The organism is Paenibacillus plantarum, assembly GCF_013141695.1.
Taxonomy (GTDB): domain Bacteria; phylum Bacillota; class Bacilli; order Paenibacillales; family NBRC-103111; genus Paenibacillus_E; species Paenibacillus_E plantarum.
Map to the genome: position 1 here is coordinate 36,500 of NZ_WHNY01000059.1, position 16,379 is coordinate 52,878.

A 16,379-nucleotide genomic window follows, 5' to 3' on the forward strand; every position below is an offset into this window, starting at 1 on the left:
AAGGTTAATACTCGCCAATCCGCAAAACACACAATCCACTGAGGTTTCCGATATCTGAACACATGATAAATAGCGTTGTTTTAAAGGGAACGCAAATACGCTATATGCCTCCTCGTTCCCCTTTCCTCAGTGTTGTCTTATGGCTTACGGAAGTTATCGTCCGAACCATTTAGTTGTTTTTCCATAACGTTCCCCTACTAAAATAAATGGTATGCCTACTGGGTGATCTTCGCCTTGTTATCCGCGCAAGCAACGAATCAACATGTACCACCTTTTCATTCATAAGCTCCTTTATTACTTCAGTACTACAATAAACTAGTACTTATTTAACATTGTAATGATTGATATGATTCATTTAAAGGACGGTGGTCATTTTGAAACATAAAATAAATATTTCACTAAGTATTTTGTTATTTGCTTTTGGTGTGTTTTTTTGGAATTTTGCAATTCACAAACCTGGAGAAGGGTTCGACAATTTGGGTTATGGTATTTTGGGTTTTACTCTCACTGCACTTGGAACGATCAGCACGGTAGCTTCCATCATACACTTAGCTGTTAAGAGTTCTATTTTTAAATTTAATAACTATAAACAGCCGTATATCCTAAGAAGAATGTTCAGCTTTTTCTTATATTGTTTATTAAGTGCTCTAATAATCTTAGTTTTAGGTTTTGTGACGCTAATCACCCTAGAAAGCTTGGCCTAATATTCAATTTAACTCTAGAGGAGGGCTTAAATGCGAGTATTTAACATAATCATCTTTTCATTGAATCTAATAATTTTATTTTTACTTTTTTACGGATTCCCTAAATTCATAGCAGTTGTTGCGCAAGGTACTGTTTGGAGTAATCTTAACGAAATATTGTCGGAATACTTTACCTATTACTTACTATTTCTCTTATGTTTTTTATGCAGTTCTATGGCTTTATTTAGAAATAGAACCAATACAATTTCAAAGCGTACATTTAGCAGTATAGGAGTAATTCCTATTCTATTTTTAATCGGATATATTTGCTTTTAATGGAGGTTTTCTTATGAACTGGTTATTTTATATTGCATTACTCCTAACATTCTTAGCTCTATTCATCGCTCTGCAAGGTGGGGATGGGTTTGAGCCAATGTTAAATTTGATTGTCGCTATTCCAATATTCATTATTGCTGCTATTTTACTTTTCATTTGGTGGTACAAATCAAATAAATCACCTACTTAGGAAAAACAAGAATTACCCTCGATAATGAATATAAGTCTTACGTTGATCCGTGATTCTCGCCTTCCATTTGTGCCTTTACTTGCTTGCGGTATTTGTACATGCTGCTGAAAACTGAAATGAAGTTACATTGAGAAGAAATCGCGATCTCCATCCATGTCTCATCAGATAGTTTACGTTTCAAAGACTTCCGATTTTGTAAGCCGATTTTTCTTACAAAAATCAAACCGAAATCAAAGCCCCTTCGTTACCTCAATTAGTACATATAAAGGAGTTGGTCACTTTGAACAAATGGATGTATGCAAGCATCTTTGTAATCGTCATTCTCGCTGCTACAGGATGCAGCAAACAAGAAGCCGAACCAGCCGCCAGCTCACCCACCCCTGCGGCTGTAGCAGTCGCGAGTTCACCGACTCCGACACCGGCGCCTGCAGCAACAGTGACACCAGCTACGCCGACTCCAGTGGCGACCACAACGGTTGCGCCCATAGCGTCGGTAAGCCTTACGCCTTCAGCCAGTGCAACGCCGCAGCAACAAGCTTCGGCGACACCTGCAACGGTTGCGCCTACACCAACACCGGTTGTCGCGAAGCCAACCCCCTCGCCAGTTGCTACACCTTCACCATCGCCTACCGCTCAGCCACAGGCGACGCTAAGCGCCGCCGACTCCAGCGAGAAAGCTCAACTGCTGTATAAAAACAACTGCCTGTCCTGCCATGGCGCAGGTCTTACAGGAGATTATGGACCCAATCTGACCAAGGTCGGTGCGCGTAAGACGAAGGAACAAATTACCGCGCAAATTATGAACGGGAAGATCGAGATGCCCCCTTTCAAAGACACCTTGAAAGCAGACGAAATCGAAGCCTTAGCGAATTGGCTTTCGGGTATGAAGTAGGTCATGAGGGACTTCTCAACGTGTTTCTTATAGGAGCAACTTCCTAATCTAGAGCTCTTTTGTCTCACCAGGGGGTAGCTCTAAGGATTAACTGGATTTCCTACATCTATTTTCGAGTAAAAGTAGCTTATTTGGAGTTTAACTGGATTTCCTACATCTATTTTTGCTCAAAATTACCCGTTTGCCGATTTCGCTCATAAATAACGGGAGGAAATCCAGTTAGTTTGCGAAATCACGGCATTTCGCTTGAATTAGCTACAGAAAATCCAGTTATTTGAACACTGCCCTCCTGGACTTCTCGCTGTATATGGAGAGTTTCTATTGTCGTAACAAAAAAACGGGCATTCCCTCTTTAAACCAAAGAGGGAATGCCCGTTTTTCTTCCCAGCTTAAACTGACCCCAACACTTTCTTCCCTCTTGGCTGGCTGCCATTAGGATCCGGTTCCAACGTAACACCGATGGAATCGATATTCAAATTTTTGGCATGAACATCATAAGACAGTACGCCTACCCCTTTATTATCCACACGCAGCGTTCCGCAGTTGTACTTTTTCCCGTTATGATTCAACCATACCTGATAAGTCCAATCGCCACTCGTTTCATTCAGTCCCGACAAGTTCACGACAACTTTATGAACATCCCCGTACTGCACAACCCAAGCTGTTCCCGAGGCTGCTGGCATGGAAGTGTCCGCCGATGTCAAATTGAACGTATTGACAACCTTTGATGGCTCACTCATACCACTTGCTGTTTCCTTGGTGTGAAAAGCTTCATAGTTCCATATAGCACCTACAACGATACCAAGCACGACCACGGCAGCTGCCCCATACATCCATGCAAATGAACGCCGCTTAAGAATTGGACCTTTATTGTGCTCTACGTTATGAATCTCTTCTTTATGGTTCATTTCTTTATGAATCGGCTCATTACGGATGGCCTCCATCACTTGCCCCTTCAAATCCGGCGGAAGTTCCACTTCTTCCATCTGGTAAGGCAGCGTTAGCCAGACAGCGCGCAATTCTGGCAGTTCTTCTCTGCATGAGTCACAGGTACGCAGATGCCGTTCGAAAGAAGCACGTTCCCATTCCGTGCATTCGCCTGTTAAATAATTGATGATAAAGCTGCAGTCAATAGGTTCTTGTTCTTTCATATGTCATCCTCCCCTCGTGATGTCAAATGCTTACGAAGTATTTTTAAGCATTGATGTAGTCGGCTCTTTACGGTGCCTACTGGTTCATTCTTTTTAGAAGCAATCTCACTTAACGAATAGCCTTCCCAATACATCATTTCGATCAATTCAATCTGATTTGTTGATAAATGCACATAAGCTTGTTGAATTTGTTCAACCGTCGACTTACGGGATATGACCGACTCCGGATTCGAATCCCCCGAAACGAGTGCTTGTTCCCACTCACGTGGCTCAAATCGAACGACTTGGCCCAGTTTACGATTTTTGCGTACATAATCAATCGTAATATTGCGTGTGATCGTAATGATCCAATTGACGAACACGCCTTTGCTGGCATCATAGCCCTTGCTGGTTGTCCACAGACGCGTAAACACTAATTGTACGATTTCTCTAGCTTCTTGCTCATTCTTCATGGATTTCATAGCAAACGAGTACACAAGCTTAGCATAACGATCGTAGAGCTCTTCTAAAGCAGAATGCTCTTTCGCCATAATTAGCTGCATAAGCTCCCCATCTGTTCGATTTCGCATAGCTTGGCTCTCCCCGAGTGAAAGTGATGTCTAATTAACTCTTACATTACCATATTTTCAGCTCGTACAGACAAAAACTCCAACCTTTCTGCCGTAAGCAGTAGGTTGAAGTTCGCAATCACAGCTTTTTTTGTACCAATTACCTGATTTCAGTTTTTGCAGGATCTAGAACGAACCACACTTTTCCTACATTTTGGCCTGTTGTATCTCCAGGATTTTTATCTTTAACCCAATAGTACAATGGCCAACCTTTGTAGGTGTTTTGCTTTGTTCCGTCAGTTCGCGTGAATTCACCAAAATCGCTTGCATTCAAATCACTTGACACTGTCAGATTCGCATCATAGAATATCGGCCAGTTCACAATACATGCACCGACGCAAGCGTTCACATCACCTTTATCCTTGGTAAACAAGTACAGCGCCATGCCATTCGTATCAACTAGATATGTGCCAAGTTGATCAGATTTGCTTGTTTTTACCGAACTGTTGACAGCTTTCGTTCCACTGAAAGTCGCTGGATCTACGACGAACCATACATTGCCTACATTTTGTCCTGTCGTATCCCCCATCTTCTTATCGTCTACCCAGTAATACAAAGGAAAGCCTTTGTAAGTCGTTTGCTTCTTGCCATCCGCACGAATAATAGTTCCAAAATCAGCCGAGTTCATACCCGTAGGTGCAGCAATATGGTCGGCATCGTATAAAGGCCATTTTTCCAAACATTTTCCTGCACAGTTGCTGACACCTTTCGTATCTTTATCGTAATAATAAAGTGTCATACCCTTGGTGTCCGTCAAATAGTTGCCAAGATCGGCCTTGGTCCCTACTGCAATCCCAGCTGCAGGTTTAATGACATACCAAAGTTTACCAACCGTATCGCCTTTCGTATCGCCTGCTGCTTGATCCATAGCATAGTAATATAAAGGCCAACCTTTGTACATCAATTGTTTCTTACCGTCTTTGCGCAGTAACACAGTAAAATCGGCTGCTTCAAAGCCTGCTGGCACCATCAGTTGATCATCATAATAAATAGGCCATTTTGCTAAGCAAGCATCCACACAAGAATTCTGATCAGCTGCATCTTTGGTAAAATAGTAGAGCGTCATTCCTTTGGAATCAGCCAGATAGCTTCCAAGCGCATCGTTCTTCTTTAATTGCAGTGACTTGTATGTAAGTGCTTCAAGTTTATTCGCAGCCAGGATCCCCTTTTCTGATAACACAGCTGCGAGTGTTTTGTCGCTGCCTTTCACTGTCGCGTGCAAAGCTTCGATTGTCGCAGTTGCCACATTCATGTTGACGAGCTGGCCAGCACCTGCGATTTTGGATAGTCCCTTTTGTTCAGCAAAAGCAAGTGCCTGAGCGAATTCAAAATCTGTTCCTTGCTTGTATCCGAGGGCTTCCAGCAATACCTTGTAGTAAGCTTGCGCTGTGATGCCAGTTAGCGGATCAAATTGGTCTCCGCCTGTGCCTTGCCAGCCTAACTCAGGATGTGCTTTGAGGTAACCAAGAACCGCTTGGCCTTCTTGATAGACAAGACTCGCATCCTTGAAATTAGTCATCCCACTGTAAGCTAATGCATCAGTTTCCAGTCCTTTTAAACGTAAAAACATGATCGCTGCTTGAAATCTCGTTGTAGACTTACTTAGATATTCCGTCGTAAGACCGTTGCCGTCTCCTTGTAAGATTCCCAGATCGCCTGCCACATCTGTCTCCGATTTGACTTGCATTTGCTCAGCTGCAATCGCTGTCAACGCGGTCAAACCCATGATAACACCTAGAAGTACAACAGCTGAAAGAACTAATTTCTTCAAATATCTCATACCCGTACACGCCTCCTTAAATGGGGTGAAGCAAACTCAATTTTGTTAGAATGCTTTTCCTTCTTAAGGTAACGAAGCGGAATGGATATCGGTTTGTACTCCTTTCATAAATTATTGAAAGAGAACAAATCAAACAACATTCGATCCGATAGACGACCTTCCTTCGCCATGATAAGATAGAAGGAAGCGTTATTTTTAGCCAAATAAGCCTATTAACATAGAATCGTTACTTAGCTTTCCAGACGGAAAGCTGTCAGGAGGTACCATGGGAAAGACCGATGTTCGCCGAGATGCCATCATGCATGCAATTAAAGATAAAGGCTCCATTGCCTTGACGGATATTGTGAAGCAATTCAATGTCTCTGAAGCAACTGCACGACGGGATCTAGAAATTCTCGAGCAAGAGAAACGCTGTATCCGCACCTTTGGCGGAGCAGTGCTTGAGAGCTTGAAAGTGGAAGTCCCCTTCTTTAATAAAATGGACCTCTACACAGATGAGAAGAAAGAAATTGCTGATAAAGCCCTTCGTTACATCGAAGATGGCGATATCATTGGGTTAACAGGTGGAACGACTACGACTTTCATCGCCAAAAAGCTGAACCAATTCAAAAATTTGACCGTCATTACGAATGCCGTGAATATTGCCTACGAGCTCATCGGCACGCCGGGGCTGCAGCTGATTCTAACTGGTGGTGTGATTCGCACACAAACCTTTGAACTCTCCGGTCCATTGGCGAATGCCACACTTGAGAATCTCAGTATCCGCAAAACATTTATGGGCTGCGACGGTATCTCCCTCTCCCGCGGCATGATGATCTACAACGAGCTTGAAGCCGAAACGAATCGCCGGATGATGAAGCAATCGATGGAAACGTATCTCGTTGCTGATCATTCCAAGTTTAGTCGAAGCTCTTTGTTTGTGATTGGCGAGGTGCAGGAAGCCGTCGGTATCATCAGCGACTCCTCCATCACACCTGAAATGAAGCTGGCGTTCAAGGAATCGGGAACTCCATTTCTATAAAACAAAAAAGCGATATCCCAGCCATCAGGCCCAGGGATATCGCTTTTTCGCTATTCATGTTTATTTCAGTTCACTGCTCGGCTGTGCAATTGGGCCCGACTTCATTTTCAAAGACGGCACCATTATGCCAACACCGATAACAAATAGCAACGCTGATGTGAGATAGATCGATTCAAGGGAGAAAGATGCTTTAATCGTACCCGCCAAACTCATCGTAATAACCATGGAACCCATAAATAGCGGTGTTAGAATACCATTCACACGCCCAACGAAAGATTCCTCGGTATTCCCTAAAATCAACGTACTAATCCCGATCTGGATAGCAGGCATGACAAGTCCTGAGATAAACTGCATCAGAAGTGCCAACCATACCAAATGCGTCACACCTAGCATGGCAAAAGTGATTGCGCTAACCGCCATACCGACGGTGAGCATCGCTTGTGGGGATATTTTTTTGGCAAAAGCCATCGTTACACCACCGCCTATAATCATCGCGGCCCCATTCGCCGCCATAAACCACTGCAAGCTCGACTTCTCTAAGCCTAATTGCTCAGTTACTAGAAAAATGCCAAGAGGACTTATCAACCCAATGGCTAGACCAGCGACTGCAAAACAACCGCCAAGGATGACTAGCATACGGTTCCTTAGCACATAACGAAAGCCTTGACCCATTTCCGTGAAAATATGCGTCGTGCGCGGCTCCGATGTATCTTCTTTCAAATCTTTAGGTAGGAAAGTAAGAACCAGAGCTGATAACAGGAAGCATGCTCCCATGATGGCCACGGCCGTTTCGATCCCGAAACGATAATAGATGAATGAGCCCAGCATTGGCCCCAAAATCATGAAAATCGCCATCATTGATTGGAACATCGACATCCCCAATTGCATTTGCGAAGCAGGGACATGTACTTTAAATAGCTTCATGTTGGATGGTTGAGAGAATTGGGAAAGAATCGATGACACCAAAGTGGCAAAGAAGATCGCTTTCCAAGACCCCATATACAAGGTGATCAAGATTACAAAAACGGATGCTGCACTAAGTAAATCGCACCACACCATCGTGAGCTTTGGCCTCCAACGATCGGCGAATGCCCCACCGATAAAGGAGAAGATAAATATTGGCGCGAACTCAGCTACCGAGATTAAGGAAAGCGAGTATGGATCATTATTCGTCATGTCTGTGACATAGAGTAGAATCGCAAAGTTACGTATCCAAATTCCGATTTGAAGCAAAATGCCCGATAACATAATCGTTTGAACGAATCGATTCGCAAAAAACGATTTCATCGTTGGCTCAGCTTGAGCGTCTGCTTGACTCATTTGAGAAATAACACCCCTTCATAATTAGATCGCTTGTGAAATGCGTGAAATGTGCGCATTGTTCCTACGTAATTGGAAACGAAAAGTTTCACAAGCCTATCTGATTTTACAAGGAGAATGCTTCAAATTGCTAGAGAAAGAACTTCTATACTCATTTTCCCCCTAGTCCTGTCTCCAGCCAATCGGATATTGCTCGGATAAAGTTACAGGTAACCTTCCGACAGCTGCTTCACGACCAAGTAACACATTCGCTAGAGAAACCATCGCCAGCGGTCGATTCTCATAACAAGCATAGTATGTTTTCACTTCTGGGAACTCAAGCAAATCATACGGATTACGCCCTGCCGCGACGATGAGATGCACATCTTCTTTCTGTACCAATGCCTTAACCAGCTTAGTTTGTCCCTCAGAGAATGTCGCATTGTAGGTCACAATAACCACTTGCTCATAGGTTTCGCAACGCTTCAACGTCTCCTCAATTTCTTCATCAGAAGGAAATAAACCCAAGTACATCTCTTGCACGTGCTCCCCAGTCAACTCGGACAACACGCTGCCAAGAGTTCCCTCACGATCAACAACCTCATCGATTTCCGTCCCCGATTGGACTTCTGTCCAGATCACACAGGTTTTATCGTTAATTTGAAGGTCCTTGCCAACTTCATCCTTGACCTTCGTGATGCTTTTGCGACTTAACTCCTTCGCCAGCTCCTGATGCTCTGGTGTCGAGATCGGCCCCTCCGGAACTTGCGTTAGTGTATCAAAGCGAATTTCACGCTTATACTTGTATGTCATAATACGAAGAACAGACTCATCAATACGCGCTTCTGAAACCCGACCGCTTTCCACAGCGGCGACAACCGCTTCCATGGCCGCTATCTGACGCTCCAGCTCATGGCTTACCAGCAAAATATCCGCTCCCGCCTCGAGTGCACGAACCGCGCCTTCCGCTACGCCAACCCCTTCGGAGATCGCCTTCATCTCTAAGCAATCCGTGACGATAAGCCCTTTGAAGCCAAGCTGACCACGCAGTAATTCCGTTAATATTTTATACGATAATGTCGATGGTACACTGCTTTCTTCCAACGCTTCAAAGACCACATGTGCGGACATAATCGCATCTACACCGCCTTCAATCGCCTTGATGAACGGGGCTAACTCCAGCTCCATCAATCGCTCCATGCTATGCGGAACTACAGGTAAATCATGATGCGAATCCGCTGTCGTATCCCCATGTCCAGGGAAATGTTTCACGGTAGCGATAACGCCCATGTCTTGCAAGCCTTTGACTGCGTGCGTGCCCATATCACTCACAATGGCTGCCGTTTCCCCATAAGAGCGGACCCCAATTACAGGGTTTAGCGGGTTATTATTAATGTCTAAGCAAGGAGCCAAGTTCATGTTCACGCCCATTTGGCGTAGCTCTTTGCCCATCACCTTAGCGCTGGCATAAACGCCAGATGGTGCAAATGCCGCACCTAATGCCATATTCCCCGGCAATAACGTCGCCCCTTTTTCGATACGTGACACCATGCCGCCTTCTTGATCGACTGTGATAAATAGCGGCTGACCTCCGCTCTTCAGGCTGATGTCTTGCAAATCGGCAGACAGCTGAGCAAGCTGATGAGCGTCCTTCACATTACGACGGAAATAAATAACGCCTCCAATCCCATACTCCTCAATTAATTGCTTAATATGAGGATTTGGTTCCAGTGCGTCAAACCCACAAGCGAATAGTTGCCCTACCTTTTGACGTAACGTGAGTGGCTTATAGTTCGAATTTCCAGCTGCTGACATGGTTGTACACGCTCCTTGAGAGTTTAATTAGGCTTTGATATTTTCCATGATGCCTCTCTGTAGAAGGAGATACATCACAACAACAGGAATCACACTGATCATGATTGCCGCGCATAGCGAGCCATAGTTCATATTCAACTGGTCATAGAAGGCCACCATACTCACGGGGAGCGTTCTTAGTTTCTCTTTGGTCAAAAATAAATTCGCCATAATGAATTCATTCCAGCTCGTTAGAAAGTTCAACATAAATACGGTAAATAGGGACGGTAGTGAAATGGGGACGATGATCCGACACAACAACCCATAAATGGAAATCCCATCCATGATACCCGCTTCTTCCAGTTCATTCGGTATGGAGCTCAGAAAGCTGCTGACCATAAACACGGTCCACGGCAATCCTAATGTCACATAGGGCAAAATTAAAGCCAGCGGTGTGTTATAGAGATGCAAGCTCCTTAGCAGCATATACAAAGGGACCAGCAAGGAAGCGGCAGGCACAAGCAAGGCCAAGATCAGAATCCTTTTCAGAACGAGACTTAGCTTTGGAAAAGACATCCGAGTTAGCGCATAAGCGGTCGCAGTTCCTAGCGCTAACGAAACAATAGCTGAAACCGTCGAATTGATTACACTATTCATAAAATAATGGCCCACATGTGCGCCAGTCCACGCATTCCAATAATTCAATAACGAAAACTCTGTGGGAAAGGACCATGGAGCAGTAATAATTTCTTTATTGGTCTTGAAGGATGAATTCAACGTCCACCCAAGTGGAAATAAAATCAACCCGATGTAGATCACTAAAATCGCATGTGGGAAAATACGGCGCAGGAGGCTTCCTCTCATAAGCGCACCTCCTCCTGGTTCCTTGTGAACCATCCGAATACGGACGTTAACATAGCCGTAAAAAGGAGAATCAATACCGCGATGCTGTTCGCGTAGCCATACTCGCCGATACGATACGCTTTTTTGATCATATAAGATGCCATAACCTCCGTGATCCCATAGGGATTCCCACCTGTCATGACAACTACAATGTCCATGGCTTTCATGCCGCCCGTAATCGATAAGAGCATCATAACCATAATGACGGGTCTTAGCAGCGGCAAAATGATTGACCAAGCTTGACGGATGCCCCCTGCACCATCCATTTGAGCAGCTTCCACCAGATGCTTTGGAATGGCATAGATGGCAGATACCACAAGCACCACATAGAACCCCATCCATTGCCAAGCATTGGTGATCAAAATAGCGAGCATCGCCGTCGCGCCATCTGCCAGCCAAGCATGCTGCCAGCTCGATAAACCGACAGCTTCTAAGACTTGATTAAGCAGCCCCGCCTGCGGATGATAAATAAATTCCCAGAGCACACCTACGACCGCAGTCGATAGAATCGTTGGAAGGAAGATCAGAGCCTTATACATCCTGATCCAACGCTTTAATCTACTCACAAGCAGTGCGATAGCAACTATAACGGGAATTTGAATCCCGATAGAAAAGCCAATGAAGTACATATTATTTCGTACGGCAATCCAGAAATAAGGATCATGAAAAGCTGCAACGAAATTGTCCAGCCCATTAAATGTTGCCGGGGAGATGCCGTTCCACTCCGTAAACCCGTAACGCAGCGACATCAACATTGGATACATGAAAAAAATCGCAAAAATGAGCAGCGTCGGCAAAGTAAAGAGCGTGTACGCCCATACATGTCTTCCCATCTGGTTCATATGTCATCCTACTACTATTTGGAATGGGTTTCTTCTTTATTCGAAGCATCTTGCTGCTTCTGTAATTCCGTCATCAGCGAGGCCGGATCTGTTCTTCCGCCAAGCAACTCCTGCATTCCGCGTTCAAGCTTTTCACGAACCTTCGTTTGTATGCGGGAATCGAAGGCTGGAAAAGTTCCTTTACTAGTCGCAAACACATTCAATATTTCCGTTATCAAGGGGTTCACTTGACTCGTATCCTGCAGCTTCATCGCTGGCGGCATCCCCTCTTCAACGAGTTGCCTCTTCTGCATCGATTCCGTATACATTTGCTTAATGAATTCTTTGATCGCCAGCAATTGTTCGGGGGTTACCTTTTTGGAAAAGCCATAGGCATTGGACCAGCCCCCATTGATATACCCATCACCAGGTCCCCCCATAGAAGGGAAGTTCATGAAACCGATATCCCGTGCAATGACTGATTTATCAGGATCAAGAAGCGGCGTGTTCGCCCAGCTGCCATCAAACATGAAAGCTGCGTTTCCACTGCTGAATGTATTTTGCTGTTCGGCATAGGCAAGTGCTAGACTGCCATCTTGGAAATAATCTTTCTGAATGAGCGTTCGATACTGTTCAAAAGCTTTCAATACCTCGGGATCCGTCCAATGCATGCTTCCATTCAAAAACCCCTCGATCGAATCCGCTCCTGCCGTGCGCACCCACATCGTATTAATCATCATATTAATAACCCAGGAGTCCTTAGCCGCCATGGCAAACGGGGTAATTTGGGCAGCTTTCAGCTTCGCCGCTGCGGCTACCAGCTCATCCCAGGTTTCGGGCAGCTTGATTCCCTGCTCTTTCAAAATCTTTTTGTTATAGTACAGGCCTTCCACATAGCCAGCCATCGGAATCCCATAGATTTTGCCATTCACCGTGAACTCTTCAAAGCTATAGAACTTATCTGTTAACCCAAGCTCTTGCAGGATGGGGGTAAGGTCCAGCAGTCGATTCGCCTTCACATAATCCTTCGTATCCGTGCCTCCGAACAAGTCGAATATTTCTGGCGGATTCCCTGCAGCCATTTCTGCTCGCAGCTTTTCGAAGCGATTCACCTTATCCTCAACACCATCTAACGTAATCGTCAAACCAGGCACTTTGGCTTCGGTCGCTTTGACAACATCCTGCAGCATGGCAAGGCGTTTCTTCTGCGTATCCTTTACCTGTGTATGCCGGATGGTCAGCAAGATTGGCGCATTCTGGACACCTTTTCCACTAGACGCATCATGCCCTGGATCCGATTTATCCGAAAATATACTGCATGCCGACAGCATGAACGTGAGAGCCATGGCACTTGCACCTAATAAGAGTGTTCGTTTTCTCATCCACTTGGTTCTCCTTTAAGCTTACCATTTAAGTATAGTTGAACCTCAACGTGTACTAAAGACAGATAAATTCCTAATCTAGGGGCAAATTCCTCTAGTTCCCTTCCTTTCGCTTATCCCGATACTCGGAAGGAATTTCGCCCGTAAACTTCTGAAATACCTTGGTAAAATAGCGTCGTTCAATATAGCCCACGCATTTTCCAATATCCGTAATACTTTTGTCACTATGCAGCAACAAGGATTTCGCCTGCTCCATCCGATGCTTCGTCACATACTCCACAAAGGTTTCCCCAAAGTGTTGTTTAAATAACAAACTGAAATAGCTCGAGCTAATTCCCAAGGAGCTGGCAATATCCTCAATGCCGAAATCTGTTGAATAATGTGTTCGAATATATTCCTTAGCAGAGGCCATGAGGAGCTCACTATTTTTCTTCTTGTTCGTACCTTCGAGCCCGTTCGATACAAGTTGTACCATAACCTGCAGCAAATGTGGGATACTTTCGCTTTTATCCAGCTCACGCCAAATCTGTTCTTCTTCCTGACTATCGAGGGCATTCATTTCACGCAACTCTCGCAGTACATGCAGGATTAAATAGTGCAGCATCTGATAAGCGCGAGCGAATGATCCCTCCGACAAACCTTCCAGCAACAGCTTAAGACGATCCAGCGCATCCTCGGTCTTCGGACGATTCAACTGCTTCATGCCCGTAACAATTTCCTCTACCAAAAACCAAAGCGAACTACTCGCATCCGAAGATTCTTTGGCCTCTTTATAGGGCAGTACGGATTGCTGCTTGTCTAAATTCAACTGCATGAATCTCTGCAGCTTTCGATAGGTATCCGCTAGCTGTTGCAGTCCTACTGGCCCTGGAAAGTAGCCCACACTAATCCCTAGCTTCACAGATTGACTGACATTTCGTTGTAGTTTAGGGGCTAACTCACGCAATTTCATTTCTACGGAAGCAGGGTCTGTAGGGTCTGCCTCCTCCCACGCCATGAGCAGCGACCATTCTCCTTCTCGCATCTGAAGAACGGTATGCTGTGAGATCTCGTCCGCCAACGAATCCTGTAGGACATTCCGCACAGCGAAGTTCCAAAGCTTACGTTCTTGCTCACTCCACAGCAATGATTTCTGAGAATAATTATCTACGTCAATAATCGCGAACACATAACGCAGTGTCTCTAGATCTCCCTGATCAATGGGAAGCTGTGTACTCGCCGTAATATCCGTATAATCCATCATAATATCCTGCAAAATCTTCTCGTAAGCCAAGCTTCTAATCTTCCCCCACTTCAGGAGTTCTTCCTGATGGTTCTGTTTCTTAGCACGAATTTCGGCGGCAAGCTTACGAATCGAATTCTCAAGCTCTTCGTAATTGATCGGCTTTAGAATATAATCACTCACCCCCACCCGCAGGAGCGAGCGCACATAGTCGAAATCCTGATACCCCGTCACCATCAGCACCGTGCAGTCCTCATTGATTTCCCGCAACTTATGGATAAATGTAATTCCGTCCATTTGCGGCATCCGAATATCACTCATCACGATGTCCGGGATATGATGAACACAGAGTTCTAAGGCTTCTAACCCATTTTTGGCTGTGCCTACAATATCAATTTCGAGCTCTTCCCAAGGAATGACCGCCTGCAAATTACGTAAAATGTTAGGCTCATCATCTGCCAAAATCGCTTTTAACCTCACTCTGCATCCCTCTTCCTTTTCGGAATAATCACCTTCATCGTCGTACCTTGACCTTCTTGAGAACAAATAAACATCCCATAGTGCTCACCATATTGAATCCGAACACGATCGGCAACATTACTTACACCAAGGCCTCTTCGCTCTTCATTCGATTCCAGAATTTCATGAAATGGCGTCTCCAGCTCGGTTTTATAATGGAATTTCGCTAGCTTTTCGTTACTAATGCCTACGCCGTTATCCGTCACATATAGCCCAATACGATTCCCTTCATCCACTACCTTTACCGCAATCAGCCCCATATAGTCGATCGGTTCAAAACCATGCTGTAAGCTGTTCTCGACCAAAGGCTGCAAGGTCAGCTTCAAAATGTCCTCATGAAGCAGCTCCGGAGGCGCCTCAATCGTGTATTGAAACTGATCCTCAAAGCGGAACTCCTGAATTTCCAAATAACTGCGCAAATGCTCAAGCTCCTGTTTCAACGTAATCTCTTCCCGGTTTTCCATCCCGATCCGGAGCAAATTCCCAAGTCGAATCACCATCTGGCTAACTTTCTTCCCTTGGTTTTGGATGGCTAGGACATTAATGGACTCGAGTGTATTAAAAAGAAAATGAGGCTTAATCTGTGCTTGCAGCAGCATGAGCTCTGCCTTGTTTTTGCGGTCCTGTTGGCGCTTCACCTCTTCGAGTAAATCCTCGACCCTTACAACTAGACTATTAAATCCTCTCGCTAATGCTGTGGTTTCATCCTTACCGCTCACTTCCATACGGGTCGTCAGATCACCACGCTCCACCTTTTTCATAGAGGACAGCATGCGAAGAATCAGTTGAATAATACGTCTTACGAAGACAAGGTTATACACTAGGGCAAAGAACAAACAAATAAACGTAATTCCTGCCACGAGCTTCATAATCGTCTCGATTTCCCCAGCGACATATTTCCATGACGTGATCGACACGACACTCCAGTCTTGAACCCCCATCCCATTAATATTCAAATGATAGAGGGAAATCAGACTTTTTTCATTTTGAAAATTAGCCTGAAAGCTGTAATTGTTGTATCCAAGATCCAATTTCCCTTGCGTTAATTGCAGGACATTCGCCCCTTCTAAACTTTGCTTATTATCGTAAAAAATAAGACCGTTTTTGTTGATCAGCAAATAACGTTTCGAGCTTTCTTCACTCGTATTGAACGATTTGAATATCTGATCCAGTTCATTAAATTTAAATTTCAACAGCATATAGCCGAGATTATCCATCGTCCAAAAATCTTTCACCATTCGCGCTTGATAGAACTCGCCGCGGCCTGAACCGAACTCTTTGAACTCGGAGGGTCCAATCCAGAGTGGACTGCCATTCAGTTCCTGAATGTGCTGGAAGGCCATGCTTTGCTGAATCGTTTGCCACGGAATCGAACTTCCGCTCGTTCGCCCTGCGCTAAAGGATTTACCGCTATTGTTGTAGATGACGACGGATTGAACAGGCGAATAAGTCAGAATCGAGCCGCGAAGCAGCGTATCAAATGTGTTCAATTCATACGAAGATAGGGGATCTTCGTTCGGTTTTGCAGCATCTATCGTGCGATAGATGCCTTGGATGCTATCTTTGACCATCCAGAAATCGGAGAAATAGTTCGCTTCCTTGAACATGTAGTAAATATTACGAGAGATCGCTTGCAGCGTGACTTCTGTGAGATCCCCATATTTTTTCTCAATAAGCTGCTGGGAGACTGTGTACACCGCTGACCCTAGGACGAATAATGGGATGATGATGAAAAGTAAAAAACCGATAAATACTTTTTTGTTCAGATTCATCGCTGC

Annotated in this window: 14 protein-coding genes; 3 read left to right on the top strand and 11 right to left on the bottom strand. The window is 44.8% G+C overall.

All coding sequences use genetic code 11. From position 1 onward, the window contains the following. Positions 1–1,032: 1,032 nt before the first annotated feature. A complete protein-coding gene (locus GC096_RS17790) occupies positions 1,033–1,209 on the top strand; it encodes a hypothetical protein (protein WP_171632020.1) in 177 nt (58 codons plus the stop codon). A 37-nt stretch (positions 1,210–1,246) separates the two neighbouring features. Here GC096_RS17790 and GC096_RS17795 read toward each other — a convergent pair whose 3' ends face one another. Beyond that, entirely contained in the window at positions 1,247–1,432 is a 186-nt protein-coding gene (locus GC096_RS17795) for a hypothetical protein (RefSeq protein WP_171632022.1), read from the bottom strand. Between the two features lie 57 nt (positions 1,433–1,489). Here GC096_RS17795 and GC096_RS39110 point away from each other — a divergent pair, with 57 nt between their 5' ends. Then, entirely contained in the window at positions 1,490–2,101 is a 612-nt protein-coding gene (locus GC096_RS39110; RefSeq protein ID WP_171632023.1) for a c-type cytochrome, read from the top strand. A gap of 389 nt (positions 2,102–2,490) precedes the next feature. Here GC096_RS39110 and GC096_RS17805 read toward each other — a convergent pair whose 3' ends face one another. From GC096_RS17805 to GC096_RS17815, 3 genes are all read right to left on the bottom strand, one after another. After that, the gene (locus tag GC096_RS17805; RefSeq protein ID WP_171632137.1) at positions 2,491–3,252 is read right to left on the bottom strand and encodes an anti-sigma factor; all 762 of its coding nucleotides are present in this window, start codon (positions 3,250–3,252) and stop codon (positions 2,491–2,493) included. Further along, positions 3,249–3,821 carry a sigma-70 family RNA polymerase sigma factor gene (locus GC096_RS17810; RefSeq protein WP_171632025.1) on the bottom strand — a complete coding sequence of 191 codons (573 nt, stop codon included), beginning with the start codon at positions 3,819–3,821 and terminating at the stop codon, positions 3,249–3,251. Before GC096_RS17810 ends, GC096_RS17805 begins: the two co-directional genes overlap by 4 nt. A 139-nt stretch (positions 3,822–3,960) precedes the next feature. Further along, entirely contained in the window at positions 3,961–5,640 is a 1,680-nt protein-coding gene (locus GC096_RS17815; protein ID WP_171632027.1) for a hypothetical protein, read from the bottom strand. A 265-nt stretch (positions 5,641–5,905) separates the two neighbouring features. On the opposite strand from GC096_RS17815, the gene GC096_RS17820 reads away from it, so the two are divergent. Beyond that, the gene (locus GC096_RS17820; protein ID WP_171632028.1) at positions 5,906–6,661 is read left to right on the top strand and encodes a DeoR/GlpR family DNA-binding transcription regulator; all 756 of its coding nucleotides are present in this window, start codon (positions 5,906–5,908) and stop codon (positions 6,659–6,661) included. A 60-nt stretch (positions 6,662–6,721) separates the two neighbouring features. Here GC096_RS17820 and GC096_RS17825 read toward each other — a convergent pair whose 3' ends face one another. The 7 genes from GC096_RS17825 to GC096_RS17855 all read right to left on the bottom strand — a co-directional run bounded on the left by GC096_RS17825 (position 6,722) and on the right by GC096_RS17855 (position 16,373). Then, entirely contained in the window at positions 6,722–7,981 is a 1,260-nt protein-coding gene (locus GC096_RS17825; protein WP_171632030.1) for an MFS transporter, read from the bottom strand. A gap of 162 nt (positions 7,982–8,143) precedes the next feature. Next, entirely contained in the window at positions 8,144–9,775 is a 1,632-nt protein-coding gene (nagZ, locus tag GC096_RS17830) for a beta-N-acetylhexosaminidase (protein ID WP_171632031.1), read from the bottom strand. 27 nt (positions 9,776–9,802) lie between these two features. Further along, on the bottom strand, positions 9,803–10,618 hold the full coding sequence (locus tag GC096_RS17835; protein WP_171632033.1) for a carbohydrate ABC transporter permease: 816 nt from the start codon (positions 10,616–10,618) through the stop codon (positions 9,803–9,805). Further along, positions 10,615–11,499 carry a carbohydrate ABC transporter permease gene (locus GC096_RS17840; RefSeq protein WP_171632034.1) on the bottom strand — a complete coding sequence of 295 codons (885 nt, stop codon included), beginning with the start codon at positions 11,497–11,499 and terminating at the stop codon, positions 10,615–10,617. The genes GC096_RS17835 and GC096_RS17840 overlap by 4 nt, the downstream gene beginning before the upstream one ends. 14 nt (positions 11,500–11,513) lie before the next feature. Beyond that, on the bottom strand, positions 11,514–12,860 hold the full coding sequence (locus tag GC096_RS17845) for an extracellular solute-binding protein (RefSeq protein ID WP_171632036.1): 1,347 nt from the start codon (positions 12,858–12,860) through the stop codon (positions 11,514–11,516). A 94-nt stretch (positions 12,861–12,954) separates the two neighbouring features. Beyond that, positions 12,955–14,562 carry a response regulator transcription factor gene (locus tag GC096_RS17850; protein WP_171632037.1) on the bottom strand — a complete coding sequence of 536 codons (1,608 nt, stop codon included), beginning with the start codon at positions 14,560–14,562 and terminating at the stop codon, positions 12,955–12,957. Then, on the bottom strand, positions 14,559–16,373 hold the full coding sequence (locus GC096_RS17855; RefSeq protein ID WP_171632039.1) for a sensor histidine kinase: 1,815 nt from the start codon (positions 16,371–16,373) through the stop codon (positions 14,559–14,561). Before GC096_RS17855 ends, GC096_RS17850 begins: the two co-directional genes overlap by 4 nt. Positions 16,374–16,379 lie beyond the last annotated feature (6 nt).

What these genes read in the sequence shown, in the direction of transcription:
- nagZ (WP_171632031.1), bottom strand. Translation starts at nt 9,775, where the DNA reads ATGTCAGCAGCTGGAAATTCGAACTATAAGCCACTCACGTTACGTCAA.
- GC096_RS17790 (WP_171632020.1), top strand. Translation starts at nt 1,033, where the DNA reads ATGAACTGGTTATTTTATATTGCATTACTCCTAACATTCTTAGCTCTA.
- GC096_RS17815 (WP_171632027.1), bottom strand. Translation starts at nt 5,640, where the DNA reads ATGAGATATTTGAAGAAATTAGTTCTTTCAGCTGTTGTACTTCTAGGT.
- GC096_RS17840 (WP_171632034.1), bottom strand. Translation starts at nt 11,499, where the DNA reads ATGAACCAGATGGGAAGACATGTATGGGCGTACACGCTCTTTACTTTG.
- GC096_RS17845 (WP_171632036.1), bottom strand. Translation starts at nt 12,860, where the DNA reads ATGAGAAAACGAACACTCTTATTAGGTGCAAGTGCCATGGCTCTCACG.
- GC096_RS17820 (WP_171632028.1), top strand. Translation starts at nt 5,906, where the DNA reads ATGGGAAAGACCGATGTTCGCCGAGATGCCATCATGCATGCAATTAAA.
- GC096_RS17835 (WP_171632033.1), bottom strand. Translation starts at nt 10,618, where the DNA reads ATGAGAGGAAGCCTCCTGCGCCGTATTTTCCCACATGCGATTTTAGTG.
- GC096_RS17805 (WP_171632137.1), bottom strand. Translation starts at nt 3,252, where the DNA reads ATGAAAGAACAAGAACCTATTGACTGCAGCTTTATCATCAATTATTTA.
- GC096_RS17810 (WP_171632025.1), bottom strand. Translation starts at nt 3,821, where the DNA reads ATGCGAAATCGAACAGATGGGGAGCTTATGCAGCTAATTATGGCGAAA.
- GC096_RS17855 (WP_171632039.1), bottom strand. Translation starts at nt 16,373, where the DNA reads ATGAATCTGAACAAAAAAGTATTTATCGGTTTTTTACTTTTCATCATC.
- GC096_RS17825 (WP_171632030.1), bottom strand. Translation starts at nt 7,981, where the DNA reads ATGAGTCAAGCAGACGCTCAAGCTGAGCCAACGATGAAATCGTTTTTT.